The following is a 25,535-nucleotide window of genomic DNA, read 5'->3' as shown; positions in this document are numbered from 1 at the left end:
ATTGGGGATGGCGCCAGGGGCGCCGTCACTCCTTTTGAGCGCCATCCGACAGCAATGCCCGGGCAAAGTCCTTGGCGTCGAACTCGCGCAGATCCTCGATGCTTTCCCCCACGCCGATGAAACGCACCGGGATGCCCACCTTCTGGGCCATGGCAAACAGGATGCCGCCCTTGGCGGTGCCGTCCAGCTTGGTGACGGCGATGCCGGTCACGCCCATGGCCAGGTCGAAGTCCTGGGCCTGGTTGAGGGCGTTCTGGCCGGTGCCGCCGTCCACCACCAGGAGGATTTCATGGGGGGCGTCCGGTTCCAGGCGCTGTACCACCCGTTTGACCTTCTTGAGTTCGTCCATGAGATTGGTCTGGGTGTGCAGACGGCCGGCGGTGTCGGCGATGAGCACGTCCATGCCGCGGGATTTGGCGGCCTGCAGGCCATCGTAGATCACCGAGGCGGAGTCGGCCCCCTTGCCCTGGGAGATCACCGGGGCCTGGTTGCGCTCGCCCCAGGTCTGCAGCTGTTCCACGGCGGCGGCACGGAAGGTGTCGCCGGCGGCCAGCATCACCGACAAGCCCTGGGACCGCAGGCGGTGGGTGAGCTTGCCGATAGTGGTGGTCTTGCCCGAGCCGTTGATGCCCAGCACCAGGATGACGTAGGGCTTGTGGTCACGGTCGATCTTCAGGGGCGCCTGTACCGGCTCGAGCACATCCACCATGGCCGCTTCCAGGGCCTTGACCAGGGCTTCGGCGTCCTTCAGTTCCTTGCGTGCGACGCGGGTGGTGAGGTTATCGAGGATCTCCTCGGTGGCCTCGATGCCCACATCGGCCATCAGCAGACGGGTTTCCAGTTCCTCCAGAAGCTCATCGTCGATGGCTTTCTTGCCCATGACCAGACCAGACATGCCCTCGGTGAGGGTGGAGGAGGTCTTGGACAGGCCCTTGCGCAGCCGGGAGAAGAGGCCGGACTTGCTGGTGGGGGCTTCTTGCGTGGGGGCGGAGGGCTTGGGTGCCTCGGCCTTGGGCTCTGCAGGCTTGGGCTCCGCGGACTTGGGTTCGGGGGCCTTGGTGGGCTGGGGCGACGGGGCTTCGGCTGTGGTGGCCTTGCTGGGCTCCGGCTTCGCGGCCGGGGGCCGCTCCCACGGTTTTTCCGGGGGCTTGGGGGCCTCGGTGCGGGCCTGGGGGGGCTGAGTCCGGGAGGGCTCGGGTTTGCGGGCCTGATCGGGGGACGGTGCCGGTGCCGGGGGCGGCTGGGTGGCCCGGGCTTCGGGTGTCGGGGTCTTTGGGGGCGTCTGCCTTGCGGGCTCGGCGGCAGGGGGGGCGCTCGCCGGGGCCTTGCCGGGCTCGGGATGCCGGGCAGGGGGCGCTTTCGCCACCGGGGAGGGCTCCGTCGGCGTCTTCGGGGGCGCTGCGGGCCGAGGGGGCTGAGCCGTGGGTGCAGGGGCCTTCTCGGGTTCCGGCTTCGCGGCCGGGGGCCGCTCCCACGGTTTTTCTGCGGGCTCGGGGGCCTCGGTGCGGGCCTGGGGTGCGGGGGCCTCCTTCGGGGCGGGGTCGGCCTTGTCCCTTCGGGGAGACCTGATACTCTCGGGGGCCTCGATGATCTCCAGGGCCTCGAAGCTCTCGCCTCCCTCGGAGGACTTGGGGGCCTCGGAAGGTTTCGGAGCCTGGGTGGGCTCTGCGGGCTTTTTCTTTTTTCGGAAACCGAACATGGGTTGAGAAGGTCTACGGTGATCGAGTTGCCACATCCTACCACTGAGGAACGTCTGCCGAAATGAAACAGAAGGCCCTGCTGCTTTGCTTTGCACTGCTCCTGTTCGGCAATGGCCCCGCGCTGGCCGGGCCAGGGAGTGAGGTCCACGAATTCGAACTCGACAACGGCATGAAGGTGCTGGTGCGACCCGACACCCGGGCGCCGGTGGTCTCGTCCATGGTCTGGTACCGGGTGGGTTCCAGTCATGAACATGGGGGCATCACCGGGATCTCCCATGCCCTGGAGCACATGATGTTCAAGGGTACCGAGGAATATCCTGCCGGGGAGTTCTCGCGGATCATCGCCGAACTGGGCGGGCGCGAGAACGCCTTTACCAGCCGCGATTACACGGCCTACTTCCAGCAACTGGCCGCCAGGCATCTGGACCGGGCGCTGGAGCTGGAAGCCGACCGGATGCAGAACCTGGCACTCCCCGAGGATGAATTCATCCAGGAGATGCGGGTGGTGCGTGAGGAGCGCCGGCTGCGCACCGAGGACAACCCCAATGCCCTGACCCGGGAACACTTCAATGCCACGGCCTGGCTCAACAGCCCCTATGGCATCCCGGTGATCGGCTGGATGGTGGATATCGACGAATACACCGTGGCCGACCTGCGCGACTGGTATGACCGCTGGTATGCCCCCAATAACGCCATTCTGGTGGTGGTGGGGGATGTCGACCCCGATGAGGTGCATGAGATGGCCAGGGCCCGTTTCGGCGACATCCCGGCCCGGGATCTGCCCCAGGTGAAGTCCCGCACCGAGACCCGTCAGCTGGGTGAGCGGCGCATCACCGTGAAGGCCCCGGCCCGGGTGCCGCAGTTGCTCATGGGCTACAAGGTGCCGGTACTGCTTACGGCTGAGGAGTCCTGGGAGCCCTATGCCCTGCTGGTGGCCGCCGGAGTGCTGGATGGCGGCGAGAGCGCCCGCATCCCCCGGGAACTGGAGCGGGAGCGGGAACTGGTGGCCTCGGCGGGGGTGAGCTACACACCGTTCTCGCGTCTGGACAACCTGTTCATGGTGCGTGCCACGCCCTCTGCCGACGCGGATCGTGACCAGGTGGAGCAGGCCTTGATCGAGGCACTGGAGCGGCTCAAGGATGAACCCATCAGAGAGTCGGAACTGGAGCGGGTGAAGGCGCAGGTGGTGGCCCGGGACGTGTACCGCCGGGACTCCATCCAGGGGCAGGCCATGCAACTGGGGATGCTGGAGAGCGTGGGGTTGTCATGGGAGGAAGGCGAACGCTTTGCCGAGCGGGTGCGTGCGGTCACGGCGGAGCAGGTACAGGAAGTGGCGCGGCGTTATTTCGACCCGGATCAGCGTACCGTGGCCTGGCTGGATCCCCAGCCCATCGATCCGGATGATCCGCCGACCTACTTCGAAGGCCATCTGCGGTGAGGAGGTGGATCATGACTGGAATCCGGATTGCTGAGGAGGATCGTACGGTGACTTCGATATTCGCGGCCGAGGGCCGCTCCCACGGGTGGAAAGGCTTGGTTGTGGCGCTGGCCCTGGCGCTTGGGGTCCCAATGGGTGCCACAGCCGGTGAGGGTGATATCCAGCACTGGGAGACCGACAACGGGCTGAAGGTGTATTTCGTGCCCGCGCCGGCCCTCCCCATGGTGGATATGCGACTGGTCTTCCATGGCGGCAGTGCCCGGGATGGAGATCAGCCCGGCCTGGCACGACTCACCAACAGCCTGCTCTCCGATGGGGCCGCGGACTGGGATGCGGATACCATCGCCGAGCGATTCGAGGGCGTGGGTGCCCAGTTCAGCAGCAATTCGCAACGGGACATGGCCATGGCCTCGCTGCGGACCCTGACCGAGGCAGACTGGATGGAGACGGCGGTCGAGACCTTCGTGACCACCGTGAGTCAGCCCCGTTTCGAGCAGCGCGGGCTGGACCGGGCCCGACGTCAGGCCCTGGTGGCCCTGCAGGCCCAGGAGCAGAACCCGGGTGCCATTGCCAGGCGCACCTTCTTCGAAACGGTATACGGCGATCATCCCTATGCGCGCATGCCCATCGGCACCCAGGAGGGGCTTGAATCCGTGACCACGGATGACCTGAAGGCCTTCCACGAGCGCTACTACGTGGCCCGTAACGGCGTGCTGGCCCTGGTGGGCGGTCTGGATCGCGAGCAGGCCGAGGCCCTGGCCCAGCGGGTGTCCGAGGCCCTGCCCGAGGGGGAAGCGGCACCGGCACTGCCGGAGGTGGAACCCCTGGAATCCGCCGAGACGGTGCGGGTGTCCTTCCCGTCCGAGCAGGTGCATGTGTTCATGGGGCAGCCCGGCATGGCCCGTGGGGATGCGGACTACTTTCCCCTTTATGTGGGCAATCACCGCCTGGGGGGCAGCGGGTTCACTTCCCGGTTGATGGATGAGGTGCGCACCCAGCGGGGGCTGGCCTACAGCGTGTTCAGTTATTTCTCACCCATGTCCCGGAGCGGGCCCTTCCTCATGGGGGTGCAGACCCAGGTGAATCAGGCGGATGAGGCCATCGGCGTGATGCGCGACACTCTGGAAAACTTCGTGGCCCAGGGCCTGGACGAGGATGAGCTCAACGCCAGCGTGCGCAATATCGTGGGTGGATTCCCGCTGCGCACGGCCAGCAATTCCGGGATCCTGGATCATGTGGCCATGATGGGCTTTTATGGCCTGCCCCTGGATTTCCTGGACACCTTTACCGATGAGGTGGAGGCCCTCACGCCGGAACAGGTGAACGAGGCCTTTGCCCGCCGGGTGGATCCGGAGCGCCTGGTCACGGTGATCGTCGGAGGCGAGGGTTGAGGGGCGCGCCGCGCCGGGGCGCCCCCGGGCGGCTGCGGATCATCGGCGGACAGTGGCGCAGCCGTCGCCTGCCGGTGCCCCATGCGCCGGGCCTGAGGCCCACTCCGGATCGGGTGCGGGAGACCCTGTTCAACTGGCTGCAGCCGGTGCTGCCCGGGGCCCGATGCCTGGATCTGTTCGCCGGATCCGGGGCGCTGGGGTTTGAGGCGGCGTCCCGGGGGGCTGCCAGGGTGGTGGTGGTGGAACGCGATCCCCGGCTGGAGGCCCACCTGCGGGAGCAGGTGGCAGCCCTGGGCGCTGAACAGATGGAGGTTCAGGCGCGGGATGGACTGGGGTATCTGCGGCAGTGCGAGGAGGGCTTTGATCTGGTGTTTCTGGATCCGCCCTACCGGCAGGGCCTGCTCGTGGACGCCATCGAATGCCTGGAGCGCCCCGGGCTGTTGCGCCCGGGGGCGCGGGTGTATCTGGAGCACGAGTCGGATGCGTTCGCACCAAAATTGCCCGAGGGCTGGGAGGTGCTGCGGGAGACCCGGGCGGGGGATGTGAGGGGGGTGTTGGTTCTTATCCCTTGACCTCCGCCAGCAACCGCCGTGCCAACCGCTCCGACTGACCCGCATAGCCACCGCCAAACAGGTTGAAGTGGTTCAGCAGGTGGTACAGGTTGTACAGGTCCTTGCGAACCCCATAGCCCGGATCGCGCGGCCACGTGGCGTCATAGGCGGCGTAGAAATCCCGGTCACAGCCACCAAACAGTTCCGTCATGGCCACGTCCGTCTCCCGGTCCCCGTAGTACACCGCGGGATCGAAGATCACCGGGTTCCCCTGGGCGTCCGAGTCGTGATTCCCGCCCCACAGGTCACCGTGCAGCACCGAGGCTTGTGGCCGATAGTTCGTGAAGAAGGCCGGCAGGGATGCCATCAACTGTTCCACGGCTTCCACCAGGGTCCGACCGGCGCCCTGGTCGTGCGCACGGCCCAACTGATAGCCCAGGCGGTGCTCACGCCAGAAATGCACCCAATCGTCGCTCCAGGTGTTGATCTGCGGCGTGCTGCCGATGGTGTTGTCCCGGTGCCAGCCATGGCGGGGCTGGGTGTGCTGGTGCAACCGGGCCAGTTGCTCGCCGAAGGCTCGTGAGTTGCGCGGCCCGCCCAGGGGGATGTGCTCCATGATGAGATAGCTGCGTCCATCGGTGATGCCATGACACAGGGGCGTGGGAACGCGGATCTCTCCTGGTTCTCCCAGGGCCTGCAGGCCTTCGGCCTCGGCGGCGAACATGTCCTTCAGGTCCGGGCGGTTGAGCTTGACGAAGAAGCTGCGCCCGTCCTTGCCTTCCAGCACGGCTGCCTCGTTGATGCAGCCGCCGCCGGCCCCCCGGTAGTTCTTGAGGGTGAAGCACTCGCCGCTGGCTTGAGTGATCTGGTTGGAGAGGTTTTGCCAGAGGGTCATGGTCTACCTTGCTTACAGACAGGGGTTCTCGGTATACCCCGGCGCATCACAGATCTGCGTCAGCGGCTGGCTCAGGTTGTCGTCGCCGGACCAGCGGGTCTGATGCAGGATCTGCGACTGGCTCAGGCGGGAGCGGGGCGTCACCGGGGGCAGCAGGCTGCTCAGGGTGGTGGGGGTCAGGCCCATGCGCACCTCGTAGATCACCTGGTAGGCCAGCACCCGGCGCACATAGTCGCGGGTCTCGCGGAAGGGAATCAACTCGGCCCACACATCCGCGGGCACGGCATCCTCGGGCAGCCAGCTGCGCACCCGGCCCGCCCCCGCGTTGTAGGCGGCGGTGGACAACATGGGATGGCCGCCAAAACCCTCCAGATTGCGCTTGAGGTAATAGGTTCCGATGCTCACGTTCACTTCGGGATCCAGCAACTGCAGGTTGTGATTGATGCTCAGGCCCACGTTGGGGGCCATGGAACGACCGGTGGCGGGCATGATCTGCATCAGTCCCAGGGCGCCGGCGTGGGAGCGGGCGTCTTCCATGAAGGCACTTTCCTGACGGGCCACGGCCATGGCCCAGGCGGGGTTGATGCCCTGTGCGGAGGCCTTTTCGGTGATCAGTCGGGCGTGCGCGAGAGGGAAGCGCAGGTCGATGTCGTCGAACCGCTGGGCCCGGGCCGCGGCAAAGATGGCCCGGTCGTGCCAGCCCACGCTGCGAGCCAGGATGGCAGCGGCGGCCAGGTCGTCGCCTTCCAGTTGGTTCTGCAGGTGGAACCACTCCCGGCGAGCGTCGATATGGCGCCCCAGGGCGCGCAGTTCCATGGCGCGACGCAGGGTGTCGTTCCGGGCGACGTCCTGCAGACGACCGGATTCCACGTCCAGCGGGCGGTGGCCGATGCGATACGGGGCATTGATGCGGTCGGCGGCAAGAAAGCCATAGAAGTTGCGGCTCTCGGCCACCTGCGCGTATAGGGCACGGGCACTCCTGTCGTCGCCCATCTGTTCCAGCGCACGGGCATGCCAGTAGCGCCAGACATCCTCTTCGCGGCTGTCGGCCGACATGTGGGTGATGGTCCGGGCCACGGCCTCCCAGTCCTGACCCGCCAAGGCGGCGCGGGCCTGCCATTGCCGGAGTGTGTCGTCAAAAACCGCATGGGAAAGGGATGCCAGGTGGGGCAGGGCATCCTGGCGTTCCCGCACGGCCAGACGCAGGGCGATGAAGCGCTGGGTGTCCAGGGCGTCCTGGCGGCTCAGGCCCCAGTCGGAATCCGAGCTTTCCCAGATCTCCAGGGCCTCGCGCGGATCCCGGCGGGTGAGGCGATTGAACGCATGGGTGATGATTTCGCTGGCGCGGGGATGGGTATCGGCCCGCCAGTTGATGTCACTGATGCGTTTCGGGTCTTCGTGGAGGTAGACCCAGCGGTTGGCCCAGGTCCGGTCCTCTTCGGGCATGTAGCGGCGCAGGTACCGGGCCAGGCCGGGTTGGCCTGCCTCCATGGCCAGGCTGAAGCGGCCCCAGGCCAGTTCAGGGGTGAGGCGGCCTGCATCCCGCCAGGCATTGAAGATGGGGTCGCAGGCATCGGGCTGGGAACGGCCCACCAGCCAGAGTTCCTCCACGCCCTCCAAGGCGCGCTGGCGCTGCCCTGTCCTGAGCAGGGCCGTGTGATGGTGGCAGGTGAGGGTGGTGCCCAGCCCCTCACGATAGTGTTCCCGATAGGTCGTCCAGTCTTCATCCTGGGCCAGTTGGGTGAGCCAGCGGATCTGCAGGCGGCGCCCCGGGGGGGTATCGCCCCAGCGCTCCAGGAACTGCTCCACCTCGCCGGGGCGAAGCTGCGAGAAGCGTTTGTTCAGATCGGCATGCAGCAGGTAGGGCAGCAGGGGGTAATCCTGGAGGGCCTTGACGCCACTCTGGAAGGCCTGGCGATCGCCGCGGTTCAGGGCCGATTCGGCGCGCTCGAAGGCGGCGCGCTCGGCGGTGGTCTCGGAGATGAGGGCCGCTGCCATTCCCGGCAGCAAGAGCAGGACCGGAATGAGCAGGCCGGCCAGTCGGATCGATGACATCAATAAACCCCTTCCGGGTAGGTGCCCGGTTCACTTCAATGACCGACTCTAAGACCGTGACGCAGGTTCCTGCAAGGGACATCACTGTGGAAGCGGCCTCTGGAATGACGAGGCCCCGTGGGAGCGGCCCTTGGCCGCGAATGCCGGTGTCTTGGGATGCCTTCGCATGCGTGGGCAGGCCCGGTCCCACAGGGGGGAGGCTGCGATACCACGGGTGATGCCGGATCAAGGGTGCAGGGCATACCATGCCCCAGGCACCAGGCCGTCGAGCGTCCATGAGCCCACGCGGTAACGGATCAGTCTCAGGGTCGGATGGCCCACGGCGGCGGTCATGCGCCGGACCTGACGGTTGCGGCCCTCCGACAGGGTGAGTTCCACCCAGGCGGTGGGGATTTGACGACGCTCGCGGATCGGTGGGTCACGGGGCCAGAGGCTGGCGGGTTCTTCCATCAGTCGCGCGCGGGCGGGCTGGGTCAGGCCGTCACGCAATTCCACGCCGTCGCACAGGGCCTTGAGGGCTGCGTCGTCCGGGATGCCCTCCACCTGGGCCCAGTAGGTCTTGCTCATGGCGTGATCCGGGTGGCTGATGCGCGCCTGAAGCTGACCGTTGTCGGTAAGCACCAACAGGCCCTCACTGTCCCGGTCCAGGCGACCGGCGGCATACACGCCGGGCACCGGGATGAAGTCGGCCAGGGTTTTGCGACCCTCCTTGTCAGTGAACTGGGTGAGCACGTCAAAGGGCTTGTTGAACAGGATGATGCGGGTCGGCTCCTTGCCTGAGTCCTGAGGTTTATGTCGGGAGCGGGTCATGGCTAGAGTCCCATGGGGTGGGGCACGCGGGTGGTGAAGCTGCCCAGGAGCAGGATCAGTCCCATGCCCAGGATGAGCATCCCGCCCAGCAGGCCCACGCCGTGGGCGGCGACCTGCGTCTTGACGCCCAGCCCGCCGGAGAGTCGCGTGGCCAGGGTGCGGGCCTGCACGGCCATGATGGCCAGGATGGATACGGTGATGGCCGTGCCGATGGACATGGCCAGCACCGCAGCGATCCCGGCAGTCCACAGGCCCATGATATGGGCCACGACCAGGACCAGGATGGCCCCGGTACAGGGACGGATGCCCACGGCTGTCACCGTGGCCAGCATGGCCCAGACGCTGTCGGCACGGGCAGCCTGGGCCGGGTCCACGTGATGGGCGCAGCCGCAATGGGGGCCGTGTTCATGATGGGCTGCATGGCCGTTCATGGACGGGCCGTTCATGGACGGAGCGAGGGGGGCGGGCGTCCCTGACTGTGACGGCCCCGCCATGAACACCGGCGCGGCGCCCGCCGCGGGGGAAAGCGTGGGCGCACGGCGACGGCGTCGCTCCCGGGCGATGCGGATCAACTGTCGGAGTGCCCGCAGCATGAGCCAGGCCCCCAGCAGGGCCACCAGGGCAAAACTGGCCTGTTCCAGCGCCGGTGCCTGCCCCATGGCATCCCGGGCCGTGCGGCCGATGACGAACAGCACGGTGGCCACGGCGATGATGGCGGTAAGCCCCTGCATCAGGGCGGCGGCGAAGGACAGGGTCAGCGCTCTGCGCATGTGCTGCCGATGGGTGAGCAGGTAGGTGGTGATCACCGCCTTGCCATGGCCGGGCCCGGCGGCGTGAAAGATGCCGTAGAGAAAGCTGATGAGGATCAAGGCGCCGGCATTGGCCGCCGTGGGGGCATCCTGCAGGGCCTCCATGCCGTCGGCCAGCTGGCGATGCAGGGCCCGTTGCTGGGTGATGGTCCAGGCGACGAAGCGGTCCAGGAGACTGTCGGTTCCCGTGGCCTCTGCCGGGGCTTCCTGCTGCTCTGTGCTTTCCTGGTCCGGGTCGCCGCCGGTCAGTGGGGAGGCTGAGGCAGGCCCGGGGATGAGCAGGGCGGCGATGAGGAGGATGATCAGCGGGAACATTCGATGGTCACCCGTTCGGCGAAGTGTTTACCCATGTTGGGGTCGCCCTGCTGGTCGAAGTCCAGCATGGCGGCCCGGGCCACCATGGCAGGGTCGGGGCGGGGGATGCGCAGGTCCATGTCACAGCGCTCGGAGCCGCCCTCCAGGTGGATGCCGCCGCTCTCGGCATGCAGGATCTCGATGAAGTAGGTGGGATCAAACACCGCGTACTTCAGGGGGGCATCGGCGGGGTCCAGCGGTTGCTCGAAGCTGAGCGTGAAGCTCAGTTCCAGGCGCCGCTGTTTCTGAACCAGTCGGGGGTTTTCCGCCCTGGCGTCCTGGATGGCGGTGTCGCCATGATGAATCTCGGTGAAGTAGTGGTAATCCCTCAGGTTCTTGATGATCTGCCGGGCGATGCTGTCCAGTTGTTCTTCCTGGGTGTCGCCGCTGGCGTCCTGGGCCATGTCGTCCAGCAGGAAGGTGCTGTAGAAGGGGTCCATGAGCCAGGCCTGGCGCAGTTGGGTGATGTGGCCCTCGTCATTGAAGACGGCGCTGACCTGCAGGTCGATCCAGGCATGGGGGTGGCTGTGGGCCGGGGCTGCCCAGAGCAGGGTGAGCAGCAGGGCGAGCGCCACTGCCCGGCGAAGGGGGCGTGTGCATTGTCCGGTGCTGGCGGTATGGGTGTGTAGGTCCATGGTCTCCACGCGTGACGACGAGGGGCTGTATTGTGCCAAAACCCAAGGGGCGCCTTGAACGGCTCCCCTGCCGGGCCGTGCCTTTGGGTGCCGAAGGGACGGGCTCCCGCTCCGGGTGGGGCGCCTGTCTAGATCCTGTCCCAGTCAAATCGCCGGGACGGGGGCAGGGCCAGTTGGTCCATCAGGTCTCCCAGTCGAGCCCCATCCGGACGCCGGCGCTCCAGGTTCAACCCTGCCGGCAGATCGGCCTCACAGTGGATGCCTGTGAGCTGACGAGCCAGTTGCACCGTGTCGCGGTGGGTGTCCACCAGGCCCATGAGCCGTTTGGCACCGCGTATGGGCATGTGGGCAATGGCCGGGATGTCCTCCAGCAGGGCCTCCAGGGTGTCGGTACGGCGCAGCAGGCGGGCCGCGGTGGCCATGCCCACACCGGGGATGCCCGGGATGTTGTCCACCTTGTCTCCGGCCAGGGCCAACTGATCCGCCACCTGGTCGGGGCGCACCCCCAGGCGCTTTTCAATACCCTGGGGGTTGAGCCGCTGACTGCGGTGCGGGTCCCACCAAAGGTCGTCCTCATGAACGAGCTGGGAGAGGTCCTTGTCGCCGGTGACCAATACGACCGCGCGACCTTCCTGGCGTTCCCTGGCGGCGAGTGTGCCAATGAGGTCATCGGCTTCGAAGGTGGGGCTGGATACGTGGGCCAGACCCAGGGCATTCACGAATTCCCGGCACCAGCCGAACTGGCGCTTGAGTTCTTCGGGGGCCGGTGGGCGGTTGGCCTTGTAGGCGGGGTAGAGGGCATGGCGATAGGAGGTGCCCCGGCTTTCATCGAATGCAAAGGCGATACGGGCCGGTCGTTCGCTTTGCAGCAGGGTGTGCACGAAGCGCACGAAGCCATGGGCTGCATTGGCCGGGTGGCCGTCGCGGCAGGTGATGGTCTCGGGCAGGGCGAACCAGGCGCGAAAGACGAAGATGCTGGAGTCGATCAGGTAGGTGGGTGTGTTCACCGGTCGCAGTTTACCTGCCGCGATGCAGCAGGGCCATCCTGAAGGCACCCCTGCGCGGTTGGGCAGGTTTTGGTAACGTGTGCGCATGGGGTGGGGCAACACGCCGTGCGACTTTACTTTTGTCCTCCCCGGTCACAGCATTGCAACAACTGACAGGCGAAGGAGTTTCCATGAAGATCAATGTGGAGGTGGATGCCACCCCCGAAGAAATCCGCGCCTTTCTGGGCCTGCCCGATGTGGCTCCTCTTCAGAAGGAAATGATGGAGGATGTCGCCAAGCGCATGCGCGAGGGGCAGCAGGGTTACGAATCCCTGGCCATGATGCAGCCGCTGATGCAGAGCGGCGTGGCCAACATGGATGCCATGCAGAAGCTGTTCTGGCAGGCCTTTACCCAGAGTGGCAGCAAGGACGACAACAAAAAATAGGCCCCCACGATGGGCCGGGCATCGGCTCACGATCGGAGGCCATGCGGAAAACCAAGGGGTGGAGGTGTATCCTTTGTCCGTTTCCGAGCCGCTGGCCCCAGGGTGCGGCGCCCGGAATCGAGCATTTACACCCTATTAAAGACTTTACTGGAGGTAGCTTCATGAAGAACCCCATGCGCGTCGCCGTTACCGGCGCTGCTGGCCAGATCTCCTACAGCCTGCTGTTCCGCATCGCCTCGGGCGACATGCTGGGCAAGGACCAACCGGTGATCCTGCAGTTGCTGGAAATCACTCCGGCCATGGACGCGCTGCGCGGTGTGGTCATGGAACTGGAAGACTGCGCGTTCCCGCTGGTGGCGGGGATCACCACCTCCGACAAGCCGGAAGTGGCCTTCGACAAGGCAGACGTGGCCCTGCTGGTGGGTGCTCGCCCACGTGGCCCGGGGATGGAGCGCAAGGATCTGCTGGAGGCCAATGCGGCCATCTTCTCCGAGCAGGGCAAGGCGCTGAATGCTGTGGCCAGTCGCGACGTGAAGGTGCTGGTGGTGGGTAACCCTGCCAATACCAATTCCCTGATCGCCCAGCGCAATGCCCCGGACCTGAACCCGCGCAATTTCACTGCCATGACCCGTCTGGATCACAACCGTGCCCTGGCGCAGTTGGCGGGCAAGACCGGTGCTTCCACGACGGACATCAAGAAGATGATCATCTGGGGCAACCATTCTGCCACCCAGTACCCGGATATCAGTCAGGCCATGGTGAAGGGCGATGCCGCGTCCGGTCTGGTGCCGCGGGACTGGTACGAGTCTGACTTCATTCCCACCGTGCAGCAGCGTGGCGCCGCCATCATCAAGGCCCGTGGTGCCTCCAGCGCCGCTTCCGCCGGCAGTTCCGCTGTGGATCACATCCGCGACTGGGTGATGGGCACGCCGGACGGTGACTGGGTGAGCATGGCTGTGCCCTCCGATGGCAGCTATGGCATCGAGAAGGGTCTGATCTATTCCTTCCCGGTCACCTGCAAGGGCGGGGACTACAGCATCGTGCAGGGGCTGGAGGTCGATGATTTCAGTCGTGAGCGCATGCAGGTCACGGAGCAGGAACTGCGCGAGGAGCGTGACGGGGTGGCACACCTGCTGCCCTGATCAGAAACGGGGGGCAGACCCGCCCCTCTTTCCCCCATATTGAGCCCCTCTCCCCTGAGGGGAGAGGGGTTGGGGTGAGGGGCGAGGGCCGGCACAGTGCCTCCCCCACCCCCTCATCCCCAGCCCTTGTCCCCCATGGGGGATAGGGAGCTTCCGTAGCTGAACCTGGGTGCTTTCACGTTAAGGTTCAGTCCAGGATGCGCAGATCCGCTGGGTGCCGGATGCGGATTCGGGGTTGGCCTCGGTGGGTGTAGACGAAGCCGCGACCCTCCACCTGTTCGCCACGCAGGGCGTCGATATCCAGGTCGGGGAAGTACTGCATGTCTTCCCGGTCGATGCGAAAGGCGACATTGCCCTCAAGATTGATCCAGTGGGCGCGCTGGCTCAGCCCTATGCGCACCACTTCTCCTGTGACGATCCGGAAGCCCTCGGCATCACGGGGCAGTTCCTCTGCCTCGAAGGCTTCCAGGTGCTCCAGCGACCAGATCCTCAGGGCCTCGCCACGGGCGAGTGCCTCGGTGTCCCGGTAGCACTCCACATGCCAGTCGTTGGGGGGGATGGTCAGGGCCGTGGCCAGGCCCTGGCGCAGCATCAGGGCGGTGATGGGCTGGCCGTCAGGTGTGAACAGGTGGGCCAGGGTGCGTTGATAACGGTCCTTGCGTTCCGCATCGTGCACCAGGAGCACCTGGTTGTCGTGCTCCCTCAGTAACTCCACGAGAGCATCCCGGGCCTCGTGGCCGTAAGGCTCGGCGGTCTGTTCACGCCAGAAGATCTCGGGCGTGTCCAGGCCGATGAGGCGCACCCGCGTGCCATTGGTCAGGCGTACGGTGTCGCCGTCATAGACGTGGTCCACCTGACCCTGGCTGGTGCGACCCTGCGGTCCGCCACAACTGTCGGGCAGGTCGGCCGCCTGGGCAGTGCCCAGGCATAACGCAACAAGGGCGCCGATCCACGGCGCCCTTGTGCCCCATTCGAACCTTCTTGCCATGGGGCATGCCCCCGGCATTACATACCGTAGCGGCGACGGAACTTGTCCACCTGCCCGGCCGTGTCGAGAATCTTCTGCTTGCCGGTGTAGAACGGATGGCATGCAGAGCAGACTTCCACGTTCAGGGCGTCGCCTTTGTGAGTCGAGCGGGTCTGGAACGCATTCCCGCAACTGCAGGTCACGTTCACTTCATGGTAATCAGGATGGATTTCCGGCTTCATGCAAGCACCCTCGAAAGCCTGTAGCGCTGAAAAAAGACGAGTAATATACTGGACCCCGCTTCGGGTGGCAAGGCCCGGCCCGGGCCAGGCGATGAGCCCGGAAGATCGGTCGCTCGGTTTACCCGCTTTTTTCCAAACGTGACTTGAGTCTTTGCAGCTAAATCCTCCCCGGCACTTCATTTTCTCCTGTTTTCCACAAAACCTGTGGATAACTATGTGGATGAATTGGGGTAAAGTGCCTCCAGGGCGCGTGCCGACACGGCTCGAGTCAAATCGGTCATTTTTTGTACATGTTTTCAACCGTCTGTTTTTATTGGAGTTAAATTTGTTCAACACGACCTGTTGCGGTCTGGGAGATAAGCGTGTATGCACTGCGACGCCCTTGATCCCCGGTGTGCATAAATGCCCGCCCCTTCTGGCGGACATCCGTACCGGGCGGGCATCGTGAGCGGCCCGCAGGAGGTGATGCCCCAGGTGGGTTTCGTCAGCCTGGGCTGCCCCAAGGCGTTGTCGGACTCCGAGCATATCCTCACCCGATTGCGGGCGGAGGGCTATGGCATCACCGGCACTTATCAGGACGCCGACCTGGTGGTGGTGAACACCTGCGGATTCATCGATGCGGCGGTCACCGAGTCTCTGGAGGCCATTGGCGAGGCCATGGCGGAGAACGGGCGGGTGATCGTCACCGGGTGTCTGGGTGCGGATGCGGATAAGGTGCGGGCTGCGCACCCGGGGGTGCTGGCGGTCTCCGGTCCCCATGCCTTCGAGGCGGTGATGGGCGCGGTGCACGCGCATCTGCCAGCCCCGCACGACCCCTATCAGAGCCTGGTGCCGCCGCAGGGCGTGCGTCTGACCCCGCGCCACTACGCCTACCTGAAGATCTCCGAAGGCTGCAACCATCGCTGCAGTTTCTGTGTGATCCCGCATTTTCGGGGCGATCTGGTGAGTCGCCCGGTGGGCGAGGTGATGGCCGAGGCAGAGCGCTTGGTGGAGGCCGGGGTGCGCGAGTTGTTGGTCATCTCCCAGGACACCAGTGCTTACGGGGTGGATGTGAAATACCGCACGGGTTTCTGGGGTGGCAGGCCGCTGCGTACCCATGTGCAGAACCTGGCCGAGGCCCTGGGCAGCCTGGGCGTGTGGGTACGCCTGCACTATGTGTATCCCTATCCCCACGTGGATGATCTGATCCCGCTGATGGCCGAGGGTCGCGTCCTGCCCTATCTGGATGTGCCCCTGCAGCATGGCAGCACACGGGTGCTCAAGGCCATGCGCCGGCCAGCGGCCACGGAGCGGGTGCTGGAGCGGATTCATCGCTGGCGCGAGATCTGTCCGGATCTGACCCTGCGCAGCACCTTCATCGTCGGCTTCCCCGGGGAGACGGAGTCGGATTTTCAGCAGTTGCTGGATTTCATTCAGGAAGCGCAGCTGGATCGGGTGGGTTGCTTTACCTATTCGGCAGTGGAGGGCGCGCCGGCCAATGCCTTGCCCGACGCGGTGCCCGAAGCGGTGAAGGAGGAGCGTCTGGCGCGTTTCATGGAAGTGCAGGCGGAGATCAGTCAGGCCCGCCTGGGCCGTCGCGTGGGGCAGACGTTGACTGTGCTGGTGGATGAGATCGATGCCGAGGGGACGGCGATTGCGCGTTCGGCGGCAGACGCGCCGGAGGTGGATGGTCTGGTGTTCGTGGAGGACGGTGCGGGGCTGGCTGTGGGTGAGTTTGCGGAGGTGGAGGTGGAAGCGGCCTCCGAGCACGACTTGTTTGGCAGGCGCACCTGAATCTCTCTTCTCGCCTTGGGGGTGAAGAACTGGGGAAGAGGGGGGCGGTGGGTATGGTGCTGACGACGGCCCTCACCGCAACCCCTCACCCGCAGGCGGGAGAGGGGCCTCTGATGCGGGGAGTATGTCTACTGGGTAGGGTGCAGCCCCCCCGGCAGCAGCTTGCCCAGGCCCAGCTGATTGAGCATGCTGACGGCCTTGGACCCGGCGCGTTCTCCCAGCACCGCGTGGATGTGGCTTTCCCAGTCGGGCTCGGCGGTGTCCAGAAGGTTTTTCAGGTACAGGCCGGCCTCGGTCTCGCCTTCCAGGTCCAGGCGGCGGCTGAAGAACAGGGTGTCCGGGTCCTCGGCGCGGGCAGCCAGGCGCCAGAAGTCTTCGAGGCGGCCGCGGATGCGCACGTCCCAGTCGTCGTCGGCCTTGCAGTCCCAGGGGGTGACGCCGCCTTCCTTCACCAGAAAGCAGACGCCCCCATGGTGATCCGTGACCGATAGGCAGATGCGCTTGCCTTCCAGTGGGCCCAGCTCTTCCGCGGCCGGTTGTCCCTTGAGCAGGTGATTGACCAGGGCCGAGAAGAGGCGTGTATGAACGGCGTCGGGCAGCAGTCGCAGGGCGACGCCGAGGGGGAGCAGGACGGGTGGTTTGGGCAGTTGCATGGTGTTGGGTACCTGTCGAGAAGGTCGGTTTGGCCTTGAATCCTTGGGGTAAGTCTAGCGGGGATTGGGTTTTGTCCCAAGCCGGGCGGTGGGATCAGGTCAATTGTCGGTCCAGCGCCGCCAGTCGTTCGGGGGTGCCGATGTCCAGCCATTGTCCGCGGTGATGTTCGCCGCTCACCTGGCCGCGATCCATGGCCTGGCGTAGCAGCGGGGCCAGGGGGAAGGCGCCGATGGGGGCATCCGCGAACAGGGCCGGACGGTACCAGCCGATGCCGGAGAAGGTCAGGCAAGGGGCTGCGTCTGCCACGCCGTGATGCACCCGTCCTTCCTGAAGCCGGAAGTCCCCCCCGGGATGATGCGGCGGATTGTCCACCAGGACCAGGTGGGCCAGGGTGTCGTGGGCCAGCGTGGGCGGGGCGAGCGGGTGGTCGCACCAGACATCCCCATTGATCACCAGGAAGGGATCGGATTCCAGCAGCGGCAAGGCCTGACGGATGCCGCCACCGGTCTCCAGTGCCTCGGGCTCTGGGGAGTACCGGATGTTCAGGCCCCACGGGCGACCCTCACCCAGGTGATCGCGGATCTGTTCGCCCCGCCAGGCCAGGTTGATGACCACCTGTCGATAGCCGGCGGTTGCCAGGCGCTCCAGGTGATGCACGATGAGCGGGCGGCCTCCGGCGCACAGCAGGGGCTTGGGCGTGTGATCGGTGAGCGGGCGCATGCGCTCGCCGCGACCGGCTGCCAGGATCATGGCATGCATGTTCAGGCCCCCGGCCGGATGCCGATTCGGGAAAGGGCGTTGTCGGAGCACGCCAGCACGCCGGCCTGCAAGGCCAGGCGCCGTTCGGGCGGCAGGTGGGCGTCGAACCACTGGCGTACCGGGGTGAGCGCCGGATGGGCCAGTTCCTGTTCCAGCAGGCGCCACAGCCTGGGCAGGTGACGCAGATACGAGGGTTTGCCGTCGCGTCGCCACAGGCGGGTGAAGATGCCGATGATCTTGGTGGTGCGCTGCGCCCCGAGTATCCAGAAACTGTCGTCCAGGGTGTTGGCGTCCAGGCCCTGGAAGGCATCCCGGTAGCGGGCCACCATGGTCTCGGCCACGACGGGGTCCACGTCCCGGCGGGCATCCCGCAGCAGGGAGACCAGGTCGTAGGCGGGCGAGCCGATCAGGGCATCCTGGAAGTCCAGCAGTCCGCAGGCAGCCACACCCTGGCGGCCCGCCAGCACCATCAGGTTGTCCACGTGGTAGTCTCGCAGTACCAGGGTGGGGGGCAGCCGGTACACCGGCTCCAGGGCCTGTTGCCAGGCCTGCTGGAATCTTTGCTGCACGTGGGCTTCGCACGGGGTGTCAAAGGCCTCGGGCCAGTACCATTGAGTGAACAGATCGGCCTCGCGCAGCAGCGCGGCCTCGTCGTAAGGGGGGACGCGGCGGGTATGATGGCGTGACCAGTTGCGATGCAGTTCAACGAGGGTGTCGGTGGCCAGGCGGTAAAGGCCCGCCTCGTCGGCCCCCTCGCCCAGGGCACGACTGAAGGTGTGATCACCCAGGTCTTCAAGCAAAAGAAACCCCTGGGTCTGGTCAAAGGCATGGATGCGGGGCGCGCTCAGGCCCAGTTCCCGCAGGATGTCGGCTATATGGACGAAGTCTTCCGCGGACTCCTTGTCGGGCGGGGCGTCCATGATCACCCGGGAGGTGTTGTGATCCCGTAGCCGGAAATAACGGCGAAAGCTGGCATCGGCCGACAGGAGGGTGGGTTCGGGCGTCTCGGGCCCCAGGGTTTCCCGTAGCCATTCCTGCATGGCCTCAAGTCGCTGGTCCGGTTCACTGATGAGGGCTGTCATGGGGGGCGAGGCTCTCCGGAGCGGTGTTTCTTGCGCCGTGTCATTATTACACGCCCGCAGCCTCAGCCAATGCCCCGGTGGCCATTGACCGACAGGGTGATGGTCGGGTGATCATAGTACGAGTGGTCGTAGCGGCCGCGTGTTTTCCATGGGCGCCCACAGGCGCAGAAGGTTATCCGCATGAGCCAACCGAACTGGGCCATCTGGCCCGGCAGTCCCTATCCCCTGGGTTCCACCTGGGATGGTGAAGGGGTGAATTTCGCGCTGTTTTCCGAGCATGCCGAGCGGGTGGAGCTGTGCCTGTTCAGCGAAAGTGGCCGGCGGGAACTGGAGCGCATCGAGATGCGCTGGCATACCGATCAGGTCTTTCATTGTTACCTGCCGGAGGCGCGCCCGGGGCTGCTCTATGGCTACCGGGTGCATGGGCCTCACGATCCGGCCGCCGGGCATCGGTTCAATCCCAACAAGCTGCTCATCGACCCCTACGCCAAGGCCCTGCATGGTCAGGTGAAATGGAACGATGCGCTGTTTGGTTACCACATCGGCGCCGAAGAGGCGGATCTGGTCATGGACAAGCGGGATTCAGCCCCCGGCATGCCCAAGGGGCAGGTGATTGACACGGCCTTCACCTGGGGGGATGACAAGCCGCCGAAGACCCCCTGGCACGAGACGGTCATCTACGAGCTGCATGTGAAGGGATTCACCGCCCAGCATCCCAGGGTGCACCCGGAGCTGCGCGGTACCTACGCCGGGTTGGCCACGGCGCCGGTGGTCTCCTATCTGCAGCGCCTGGGCGTGACGGCGGTGGAGTTGATGCCGGTGCATGCCTTTCTGGATGACAGGCACCTGGTGGAGAAGGGGCTGCGCAATTACTGGGGCTACAATTCCATGTCCTTCTTCGCGCCGGACATGCGTTACAGCGCATCGGGGCATGTGAACGAGTTCAAGACCATGGTGAAGACGCTGCATTCGGCGGGGATCGAGGTCATCCTGGACGTGGTGTACAACCACACGGCCGAGGGCAGTCACCTGGGGCCCACCCTGTCGTTTCGCGGTATCGATAACCGGGCCTATTACCGGCTGGTGCACGATGATCAGCGTTATTACATGGATTACACCGGCTGCGGCAACACCCTGAACATGCAGCACCCCCGGGTGCTGCAGTTGATCATGGACTCTCTGCGCTATTGGGTGCAGGAGATGCACGTGGACGGCTTCCGTTTCGACCTGGCCTCGGCGCTGGCGCGTGAGCTGCACGAAGTGGATCGCCTGGGGGCCTTCTTCGACATCATCCATCAGGATCCGGTGTTGTCCCAGGTGAAACTGATCGCCGAACCCTGGGATCTGGGCGAGGGGGGCTATCAGGTGGGCAACTTCCCGGTGGGCTGGACCGAATGGAACGGACGGTACCGGGATACGGTGCGGGCCTATTGGAAAGGCGAGGACGGGCTGATCGGCGATATGGCCTATCGTCTCACCGGTTCATCGGATCTGTACGAATCCAGCGGTCGCAGGCCCTATGCCAGCATCAACTTCGTGACCTGTCACGATGGCTTCACCCTGGATGACCTGGTGAGCTTCAACGAAAAGCACAACGAGGCCAATGGTGAGGAAGGCCGGGACGGCGAGAGCCACAACCTTTCCTGGAACTGTGGCGAGGAAGGGGCCACCCGCAACAAGCACATCATGGACCTTCGGGCGCGGCAGAAGCGCAATTTCCTGTCCACCCTGTTCCTCTCCCAGGGCATCCCCATGCTGTTGGCCGGGGATGAGCGCGGTCGCAGTCAGCAAGGCAACAACAACGCTTATTGCCAGGACAACGAGATTTCCTGGATGGACTGGGCCCTGGACGAATATGGCCGTGACCTGTTGCCCTTCGTGCAATACCTGATCACCCTGCGACGCGAGCACCCCGCGCTGAAGCGGCGGCATTTCTTTCAGGGGCGCCCCATCATGGGGGCTGGCGTGAAGGATCTGGCCTGGATCCGACCCGATGGCGAGGAAATGGACGACGAGGACTGGCAGCAGGGTTTCGCCCGCAGCCTGGGCATGTTCATCGCTGGTGACCTGTTCGAGGAGTATGACGAGCGCGGCCGCCGGGTGCGGGACACCGACATGCTGCTGTTGATGAATTCGAATCACGAGGCCATCTCCTTTCGGCTGCCCGCCCAACCGGAGCGTACCCGTTGGGATGTGCTCCTGGATACGGTCTACCCCCGCGGACCCCGTCCGGACCATCGCAAGTTCCACAGCCACGAGGTCTACCCGCTGCAGGGGCGCTCCCTGGTGCTGATGATCAATGCCAGCCGACCCGTGCCGCGTACCAGCAATGGCATCGAATGAGTCGCAGTGGGTGCCTCCCGTTCGCAGACCGGCCCGCTGCCACAGGGAAGCGGGTACACGAATCAGTGGTACCTGGAATGGTCATGCCCCCGTGGGAGCGGCCCTTGGCCGCGAATGGCGGCGTTGCCGAAGGAGTGGATGCCTGGGTCTGCCTCAGGATCCACACAGCCGCCATGCGGGGGCTTGGGGCAGGTATTCCACCCGGGTGTGGATACGGCCATCCGGGAACAGGTCCAGACGCCGGTAACCGGGTGGCAGGTCATCCAGACGCACGGTCTGACTCCCGGGTGCAAACTGTGCACCGGTGGAAGGCGCGCACAGCAGGCGCACGCCGTTGCGGGTCTGGTCCACTGCCTGATGGGCGTGACCGAAGAGCACGCCGCGCACCTTGTCGTGCTGATCGATGACTCCCCAGAAGTCATCGGCGTTGCGCAGGCCGATGCGATCCATCCAGGGGGTGCCCACGGGGATCACCGGATGATGCAGGCAGATCAGTGCATGCCTTGCCGGGTGTCGGGACAGGCTTTCCTCCAGCAGGTCCAACTCGGTGTCTTCCAGTCTGCCGTGACTCCCTTCCGGTACCGCACTGTTGAGCAGGACGACAAGCCAGTCATCCAGACTCAGAATCTTGCCGCAATGCAGGTTGCTGCCTGCAAGGGTATCCTCCATGAGGTCGGCATCATCATGGTTGCCGGGCAGGCAATGCACCGGGCAGGGCAGGGCGTTCAGCTGTTTGCTCGCCCGCTGGTAGGCCTCGGGCACCGGATCGTGAACCAGATCCCCCGTCACCAGCGCCCGGTCCAGGTGTGGCTCCTGTCGCTTGACCTGCGCGAGCACACGCTGGAGGCTATCATCGGTGTTGATGCCCGACCCCATGACATCTCCCGGTTGCGGGCATAGGTGGAGATCGGTGATCTGAAGGATTCGCAGTGGTGAGACGTGCGCGCCCATATCGCTCATGATGACTACCTCCGTGAGCCGGGATAAGGCATTTTCCAGACAGAAAGTGTATAAAAAGACATCATCCTGTCTCCGGATGGGCGAAGTATAACCGAATTCTCTGACAAAGCTCTGACGGAACCGTCACGGCCCGACGACACAGCACGCCAAGGAGTCACCTGATGTCCAACCTGACCACGCCCATGGACGAGCGCCTGCAGGCCTACATGCGCTCGGTCTCCCTGCGGGAGCCCGCCTTGTATCGGTGCCTGCGGGAGGAAACCGCCCATATGCCCGAACACAACCTGCAGGTGGCGCCCGAGCAGGGCCAGTTTCTGGGCCTGCTGGTGGAGTTGCTGGGGGCGCGGCGCATCCTGGAGATCGGTACCTTCACCGGTTACAGCGCTCTGTGGATGGCGGGGGCCATGCCGGAGGATGGTCAGCTGGTCTGCTGCGACATCAGCGAGGAGTGGACGGCCATCGCCCGTCGTTACTGGGCCGAGGCAGGGTTGGCCGACCGCATTGACCTGCGCCTGGCGCCGGCTCTGGACACCCTGGATGGGCTCTTGGCGGACGGTCAGGCGGGTCGGTTCGACCTGTGCTTCATTGACGCCGACAAGGCCAATTACGTGAATTACTATCGGCGCTGTCTGCGCCTGATGCGCCCGGGCGGAGTGGTCTGCCTGGACAACACTCTGTGGGGTGGCCGGGTGGCCGACCCGAACGACCACGAACCCGATACAGAGTCCATTCGCGCCTTCAACGCCCTGGCCCACGAGGACCCGGGCGTGACGGTGAGTCTGGTGCCCATCGGCGACGGCCTCACCCTGGCCCGCAAGCGCTGAGATTGTCTCAGGCGAGCTTGCGACGCGTGTGTCGGGGCTGCAGTGGCTTGATGAAGATCTTTGAATTTCGCTGGATGTTGTACATCTGCTGCCGGCTGATGGGCAGGGACTGGATCTCCCCGGGCTCGAACCCCCGCTCCCGGAACCAGTGGGCGGTGCGGGTGGTGAGCACGAACAGCCGGGTGATGCCCAGGTGGCGGGCCTGGGCCTCCAGGTGTTCCACCAGCATGTCGGCGCGACCACCGCCCCGATGTTCGGGGTGCACGGCCACGCAGGCCACTTCCGCCACGGCCTCTTCCGTGGACGGGTACAGGGCGGCACACGCCAGGATCATGCCGTCCCGCTCGATGACGTAAAACCGCTCGATCTCCAGCTCCAGTTGCTCCCGGGAGCGGCGCACCAGGATGCCCTCCACCTCCAGGGGCTGGATGAGTTCCAGGATGCCGCCCACATCCTCGATGGTGGCCTGGCGCAGGCGTTCGTAGTTCTCCCCGGTGATCAGGGTGCCTGCCCCCTCGCGGGTGTAGAGTTCCATGAGCAATGCGCCGTCCCGGTTCCGATCCACCAGGTGCACCCGTTCCACCGATTGCCGCGAGGCGCTGATGGCGCATTTCAGGTGCAGGGCCAGTTCCTCGGGCAGGCGACGACGACCGTTCAGGAGCGCCTGGGCCTGGTCAGCGGTCATCTGGGTGATGGGACGCCGGCTGGCGTTGCGCAGAGCAGAGGTGTCGCTGAAGAAGATGAGCTTGTCGGCCCCCAGGGCGGCGGCGGCGGCGGTGGCCACGTCCTCGGCGGTGAGGTTGAAGATCTCGCCCGTGGGGGAATAGCCCATGGGCGGCAGCAGGACCATGTCGCCGGCTTGCAGGTGGTGTTTCATGCCCTCGGTATCCACCCGCCGGACTTCGCCCGTGTGCTGATAGTCCACACCATCACGCACGCCCAGCGGGCGCGCCGTGACGAAGTTCCCGGATGATACCCGCACCCGCACGCCGGACATGGGGGTGTTGGCCAGCCCCATGGACAACAGCGCCTCGATCTCTGCGCGCAGCGAGCCGGCTGCCTCCTTGACCGCCTGCAGGGCGGAATCGTCGGTGAGCCTCAGGCCGTTCACGTACTGTATCTGTGCCCCCCGCGCCCGCAGCCGTTCCTCGATCTGCGGGCGCGCCCCGTGCACCAGGACCAGTCGCACGCCCAGGGTCTGCAGGATGGCGATATCGTGCAACAGGGCGGCAAAGCCCGGTTGCAGGGCTGCCTCGCCACCAAAACAGATGACGAAGGTGCGTTCCCGGTGGGCGTTGATATAGGGGGCGGCGTCCCTGAACCAGGCGACATGGGGGGATGTGGGGTTTTTCTTCAAGGCCATCAGGTCCTTAGGCGGTGCGAGCGTATGCGGCACGATCATAAGCAATTGCCCGCCCCGCTGCCAAATACCGGCGCGATCCGCCTGCGGGCAACCGATGAGTCAACGCGCTGTTCGGCGGAAGTCACGCATGGATGCAGAATCGCTGGATCAGGCCGCGCAGGATCTTCAGCATCGGTTCGATGCGGTCCAGGGCCAGGTATTCATCCGGTTGATGCGCCTGCCGGATGTCGCCGGGGCCCAGGATCACCACGTCCATGTCCATCTGGCGCAGGAAGGGGCCTTCCGTGCCGAAGGCGACCGCCTCGGCGGCATGGCCGGTGAGCTCCTCGGTGACCCTCACCAGTTCACTGTCGGCGGGCGTTTCCATGGGGGGAACGCCCGGAATCAGGCGGAAGACCTCGTGATCCAGGCCCGTATCCTGCAGGGCCTTGTCCACGCGCTCGGTCAGGGTTTGGCGCAGTGCGTCGGGCTCCATGCCGGGCAGGGGGCGCAGGTCGATATGCAGCTCGCATTGGCCGCAGATGCGGTTGGGGTTATCACCGCCGTGTATGTGACCCAGGTTCAGGGTGGGTACCGCCACCTGGAACTGCGGGTTGCGATGCCGGGCCTGGAGTTCGTCCCGCCAGGCCAGGACCTCGCCCATCACCCGATGCATGCCTTCCAGGGCGCTGTTACCCAGGCTGGGGTCGCTGGAATGCCCGGCCTGCCCCGTCACCCGGATGCCTTCCATGAGAATGCCCTTGTGCATGCGCACGGGCCGCAGGTTGGTGGGTTCGCCGATCACCGCCTGGCGCCCCAGGGGTTGTCCGGCTTCAGCAATGGCCCGGGCCCCGCGCATGGAGCTTTCCTCGTCCGCCGTGGCCAGGATCACCAGCGGGTGTCGGAAATCTTTTGGGTCAAAACCAGCTGCAGCCTCCAGGGCCAGGGCCAGGAAACTCTTCATGTCGCAGCTGCCCAGGCCGTACAGGCGGTCGTCACGGAAGACCCCCTGGAAGGGATCCTGGGACCACAGGTGAGGATCGCAGGGCACGGTATCGGTGTGCCCTGCCAATACCAACCCGCCAGGCCCTTTGCCCAGGCTGGCCACCAGGTTGGCCTTGTCGGCCACGCCTTCCAGGGGCCTGACCTCCACTCGAAAGCCTCCCGCCTCGCACCAGCCGGCCAGCTCGTCGATCAGCGGACGGTTCCCCATGTCGTGGCTCGGCGAGACGCTGCTCACCGAGGGGATTTCGATGAGGCGCTTGAGCATGTGGTTTAGCGAAGTGTGTGACATGGTGGGCTCCGGTAAAGGGCCTTTGGGGAGGGGGTCTAGCAATGAATCAGGTGTGGGTTCGTGTGCAGCGTGTTTCCATATTG

The 25,535-nt window shown here is 65.5% G+C and carries 22 protein-coding genes and 1 pseudogene; 8 read left to right on the top strand and 15 right to left on the bottom strand.

The window, feature by feature from the left end; all coding sequences use genetic code 11:
- Positions 1–25: 25 nt before the first annotated feature.
- Positions 26–1,027: pseudogene (gene ftsY, locus ECTHA_RS17190) on the bottom strand (signal recognition particle-docking protein FtsY); the annotation flags it as partial.
- Positions 1,028–1,761: 734 nt separating this feature from the next.
- On the opposite strand from ftsY, the gene ECTHA_RS0105695 reads away from it, so the two are divergent.
- The 3 genes from ECTHA_RS0105695 (at position 1,762) to rsmD (ending at position 5,101) form a co-directional block, all read left to right on the top strand.
- Entirely contained in the window at positions 1,762–3,138 is a 1,377-nt protein-coding gene (locus ECTHA_RS0105695; RefSeq protein WP_026623579.1) for a M16 family metallopeptidase, read from the top strand.
- Between the two features lie 131 nt (positions 3,139–3,269).
- The gene (locus ECTHA_RS0105690; RefSeq protein WP_025282853.1) at positions 3,270–4,529 is read left to right on the top strand and encodes a M16 family metallopeptidase; all 1,260 of its coding nucleotides are present in this window, start codon (positions 3,270–3,272) and stop codon (positions 4,527–4,529) included.
- Positions 4,526–5,101 (top strand): 16S rRNA (guanine(966)-N(2))-methyltransferase RsmD, encoded by a 576-nt coding sequence (gene rsmD, locus ECTHA_RS0105685; RefSeq protein WP_238984776.1) that lies wholly within the window; start codon positions 4,526–4,528, stop codon positions 5,099–5,101. Before ECTHA_RS0105690 ends, rsmD begins: the two co-directional genes overlap by 4 nt.
- Here rsmD and ECTHA_RS0105680 read toward each other — a convergent pair.
- The 6 genes from ECTHA_RS0105680 to ECTHA_RS17185 form a co-directional block, all read right to left on the bottom strand.
- Positions 5,091–5,975, bottom strand: coding sequence for a fructosamine kinase family protein (locus ECTHA_RS0105680; protein WP_025282851.1), 885 nt, complete (start codon positions 5,973–5,975; stop codon positions 5,091–5,093). The two genes, rsmD and ECTHA_RS0105680, sit on opposite strands and share 11 nt — an antisense overlap.
- Before the next feature lie 12 nt (positions 5,976–5,987).
- A complete protein-coding gene (locus ECTHA_RS0105675; RefSeq protein WP_025282850.1) occupies positions 5,988–8,030 on the bottom strand; it encodes a transglycosylase SLT domain-containing protein in 2,043 nt (680 codons plus the stop codon).
- A 225-nt stretch (positions 8,031–8,255) separates the two neighbouring features.
- A complete protein-coding gene (locus tag ECTHA_RS0105670; RefSeq protein ID WP_025282849.1) occupies positions 8,256–8,840 on the bottom strand; it encodes an rRNA large subunit pseudouridine synthase E in 585 nt (194 codons plus the stop codon).
- 2 nt (positions 8,841–8,842) lie between these two features.
- The gene (locus ECTHA_RS0105665; protein ID WP_025282848.1) at positions 8,843–9,964 is read right to left on the bottom strand and encodes a nickel/cobalt transporter; all 1,122 of its coding nucleotides are present in this window, start codon (positions 9,962–9,964) and stop codon (positions 8,843–8,845) included.
- Positions 9,952–10,638: a DUF1007 family protein gene (locus ECTHA_RS0105660; RefSeq protein ID WP_051582602.1), complete on the bottom strand. Its 687-nt coding sequence runs from the start codon at positions 10,636–10,638 to the stop codon at positions 9,952–9,954. The genes ECTHA_RS0105665 and ECTHA_RS0105660 overlap by 13 nt, the downstream gene beginning before the upstream one ends.
- Before the next feature lie 128 nt (positions 10,639–10,766).
- Positions 10,767–11,645: a 5'-3' exonuclease gene (locus tag ECTHA_RS17185; RefSeq protein WP_025282846.1), complete on the bottom strand. Its 879-nt coding sequence runs from the start codon at positions 11,643–11,645 to the stop codon at positions 10,767–10,769.
- A 170-nt stretch (positions 11,646–11,815) separates the two neighbouring features.
- Between ECTHA_RS17185 and ECTHA_RS0105650 the strand changes: the two genes are divergently transcribed.
- Complete coding sequence (locus ECTHA_RS0105650) at positions 11,816–12,070, top strand: DUF6489 family protein (protein WP_025282845.1); 255 nt, start codon at positions 11,816–11,818, stop codon at positions 12,068–12,070.
- Positions 12,071–12,231: 161 nt separating this feature from the next.
- The gene (locus ECTHA_RS0105645; protein ID WP_025282844.1) at positions 12,232–13,212 is read left to right on the top strand and encodes a malate dehydrogenase; all 981 of its coding nucleotides are present in this window, start codon (positions 12,232–12,234) and stop codon (positions 13,210–13,212) included.
- A gap of 187 nt (positions 13,213–13,399) precedes the next feature.
- Here ECTHA_RS0105645 and ECTHA_RS0105640 read toward each other — a convergent pair whose 3' ends face one another.
- Together ECTHA_RS0105640 and rpmE are read right to left on the bottom strand one after the other, a co-directional pair.
- Positions 13,400–14,200, bottom strand: a complete 801-nt coding sequence (locus ECTHA_RS0105640; protein WP_025282843.1) for a thermonuclease family protein — start codon at positions 14,198–14,200, stop codon at positions 13,400–13,402.
- A gap of 17 nt (positions 14,201–14,217) precedes the next feature.
- Positions 14,218–14,421: a 50S ribosomal protein L31 gene (gene rpmE / locus ECTHA_RS0105635; RefSeq protein WP_025282842.1), complete on the bottom strand. Its 204-nt coding sequence runs from the start codon at positions 14,419–14,421 to the stop codon at positions 14,218–14,220.
- A gap of 465 nt (positions 14,422–14,886) precedes the next feature.
- Here rpmE and rimO point away from each other — a divergent pair, with 465 nt between their 5' ends.
- Complete coding sequence (rimO, locus tag ECTHA_RS0105630; RefSeq protein WP_029762687.1) at positions 14,887–16,194, top strand: 30S ribosomal protein S12 methylthiotransferase RimO; 1,308 nt, start codon at positions 14,887–14,889, stop codon at positions 16,192–16,194.
- A gap of 128 nt (positions 16,195–16,322) precedes the next feature.
- Here rimO and ubiT read toward each other — a convergent pair whose 3' ends face one another.
- The 3 genes from ubiT to ECTHA_RS17180 form a co-directional block, all read right to left on the bottom strand.
- Positions 16,323–16,847 carry a ubiquinone anaerobic biosynthesis accessory factor UbiT gene (gene ubiT / locus ECTHA_RS0105625; protein WP_025282840.1) on the bottom strand — a complete coding sequence of 175 codons (525 nt, stop codon included), beginning with the start codon at positions 16,845–16,847 and terminating at the stop codon, positions 16,323–16,325.
- Between the two features lie 94 nt (positions 16,848–16,941).
- Positions 16,942–17,607: an N-acetylmuramate alpha-1-phosphate uridylyltransferase MurU gene (murU, locus tag ECTHA_RS0105620; RefSeq protein ID WP_025282839.1), complete on the bottom strand. Its 666-nt coding sequence runs from the start codon at positions 17,605–17,607 to the stop codon at positions 16,942–16,944.
- A 2-nt stretch (positions 17,608–17,609) separates the two neighbouring features.
- Positions 17,610–18,689, bottom strand: coding sequence for an aminoglycoside phosphotransferase family protein (locus ECTHA_RS17180; RefSeq protein ID WP_051582582.1), 1,080 nt, complete (start codon positions 18,687–18,689; stop codon positions 17,610–17,612).
- A gap of 180 nt (positions 18,690–18,869) precedes the next feature.
- On the opposite strand from ECTHA_RS17180, the gene glgX reads away from it, so the two are divergent.
- Entirely contained in the window at positions 18,870–21,032 is a 2,163-nt protein-coding gene (glgX, locus tag ECTHA_RS0105610; protein ID WP_025282837.1) for a glycogen debranching protein GlgX, read from the top strand.
- A gap of 153 nt (positions 21,033–21,185) precedes the next feature.
- Here the strand turns inward: glgX and cpdA are convergent, their stop codons facing one another.
- Positions 21,186–21,992, bottom strand: a complete 807-nt coding sequence (gene cpdA / locus ECTHA_RS0105605) for a 3',5'-cyclic-AMP phosphodiesterase (RefSeq protein WP_025282836.1) — start codon at positions 21,990–21,992, stop codon at positions 21,186–21,188.
- Positions 21,993–22,153: 161 nt separating this feature from the next.
- Here cpdA and ECTHA_RS0105600 point away from each other — a divergent pair, with 161 nt between their 5' ends.
- A complete protein-coding gene (locus tag ECTHA_RS0105600) occupies positions 22,154–22,816 on the top strand; it encodes an O-methyltransferase (RefSeq protein WP_025282835.1) in 663 nt (220 codons plus the stop codon).
- Positions 22,817–22,823: 7 nt separating this feature from the next.
- Here ECTHA_RS0105600 and argA read toward each other — a convergent pair whose 3' ends face one another.
- Positions 22,824–24,179: an amino-acid N-acetyltransferase gene (gene argA, locus ECTHA_RS0105595; RefSeq protein WP_029762685.1), complete on the bottom strand. Its 1,356-nt coding sequence runs from the start codon at positions 24,177–24,179 to the stop codon at positions 22,824–22,826.
- 121 nt (positions 24,180–24,300) lie between these two features.
- The gene (gene argE / locus ECTHA_RS0105590) at positions 24,301–25,452 is read right to left on the bottom strand and encodes an acetylornithine deacetylase (protein WP_084306725.1); all 1,152 of its coding nucleotides are present in this window, start codon (positions 25,450–25,452) and stop codon (positions 24,301–24,303) included.
- Positions 25,453–25,535 lie beyond the last annotated feature (83 nt).

This window comes from Ectothiorhodospira haloalkaliphila ATCC 51935 (assembly GCF_000633935.1).
GTDB classification, from domain to species: Bacteria; Pseudomonadota; Gammaproteobacteria; order Ectothiorhodospirales; family Ectothiorhodospiraceae; genus Ectothiorhodospira; species Ectothiorhodospira haloalkaliphila.
The sequence above is the reverse complement of the archived record's forward strand: the minus strand, read 5'-3'. Positions and strand labels throughout refer to the sequence as shown.

Excerpts from the sequence above, each read along its gene's own strand:
- ECTHA_RS0105665 (WP_025282848.1), bottom strand. The coding sequence starts at position 9,964 with ATGTTCCCGCTGATCATCCTCCTCATCGCCGCCCTGCTCATCCCCGGG.
- ECTHA_RS0105640 (WP_025282843.1), bottom strand. The coding sequence starts at position 14,200 with ATGGCAAGAAGGTTCGAATGGGGCACAAGGGCGCCGTGGATCGGCGCC.
- ECTHA_RS0105690 (WP_025282853.1), top strand. The coding sequence starts at position 3,270 with ATGGGTGCCACAGCCGGTGAGGGTGATATCCAGCACTGGGAGACCGAC.
- ECTHA_RS0105675 (WP_025282850.1), bottom strand. The coding sequence starts at position 8,030 with ATGTCATCGATCCGACTGGCCGGCCTGCTCATTCCGGTCCTGCTCTTG.
- ECTHA_RS0105680 (WP_025282851.1), bottom strand. The coding sequence starts at position 5,975 with ATGACCCTCTGGCAAAACCTCTCCAACCAGATCACTCAAGCCAGCGGC.
- glgX (WP_025282837.1), top strand. The coding sequence starts at position 18,870 with ATGAGCCAACCGAACTGGGCCATCTGGCCCGGCAGTCCCTATCCCCTG.
- ECTHA_RS0105650 (WP_025282845.1), top strand. The coding sequence starts at position 11,816 with ATGAAGATCAATGTGGAGGTGGATGCCACCCCCGAAGAAATCCGCGCC.
- ECTHA_RS0105645 (WP_025282844.1), top strand. The coding sequence starts at position 12,232 with ATGAAGAACCCCATGCGCGTCGCCGTTACCGGCGCTGCTGGCCAGATC.
- argA (WP_029762685.1), bottom strand. The coding sequence starts at position 24,179 with ATGGCCTTGAAGAAAAACCCCACATCCCCCCATGTCGCCTGGTTCAGG.
- argE (WP_084306725.1), bottom strand. The coding sequence starts at position 25,452 with ATGTCACACACTTCGCTAAACCACATGCTCAAGCGCCTCATCGAAATC.
- rpmE (WP_025282842.1), bottom strand. The coding sequence starts at position 14,421 with ATGAAGCCGGAAATCCATCCTGATTACCATGAAGTGAACGTGACCTGC.
- ECTHA_RS0105695 (WP_026623579.1), top strand. The coding sequence starts at position 1,762 with ATGAAACAGAAGGCCCTGCTGCTTTGCTTTGCACTGCTCCTGTTCGGC.
- ECTHA_RS17180 (WP_051582582.1), bottom strand. The coding sequence starts at position 18,689 with ATGACAGCCCTCATCAGTGAACCGGACCAGCGACTTGAGGCCATGCAG.
- ECTHA_RS0105600 (WP_025282835.1), top strand. The coding sequence starts at position 22,154 with ATGTCCAACCTGACCACGCCCATGGACGAGCGCCTGCAGGCCTACATG.
- cpdA (WP_025282836.1), bottom strand. The coding sequence starts at position 21,992 with ATGAGCGATATGGGCGCGCACGTCTCACCACTGCGAATCCTTCAGATC.
- ECTHA_RS0105670 (WP_025282849.1), bottom strand. The coding sequence starts at position 8,840 with ATGACCCGCTCCCGACATAAACCTCAGGACTCAGGCAAGGAGCCGACC.
- ubiT (WP_025282840.1), bottom strand. The coding sequence starts at position 16,847 with ATGCAACTGCCCAAACCACCCGTCCTGCTCCCCCTCGGCGTCGCCCTG.
- murU (WP_025282839.1), bottom strand. The coding sequence starts at position 17,607 with ATGCATGCCATGATCCTGGCAGCCGGTCGCGGCGAGCGCATGCGCCCG.
- rimO (WP_029762687.1), top strand. The coding sequence starts at position 14,887 with ATGCCCCAGGTGGGTTTCGTCAGCCTGGGCTGCCCCAAGGCGTTGTCG.
- ECTHA_RS0105660 (WP_051582602.1), bottom strand. The coding sequence starts at position 10,638 with ATGGACCTACACACCCATACCGCCAGCACCGGACAATGCACACGCCCC.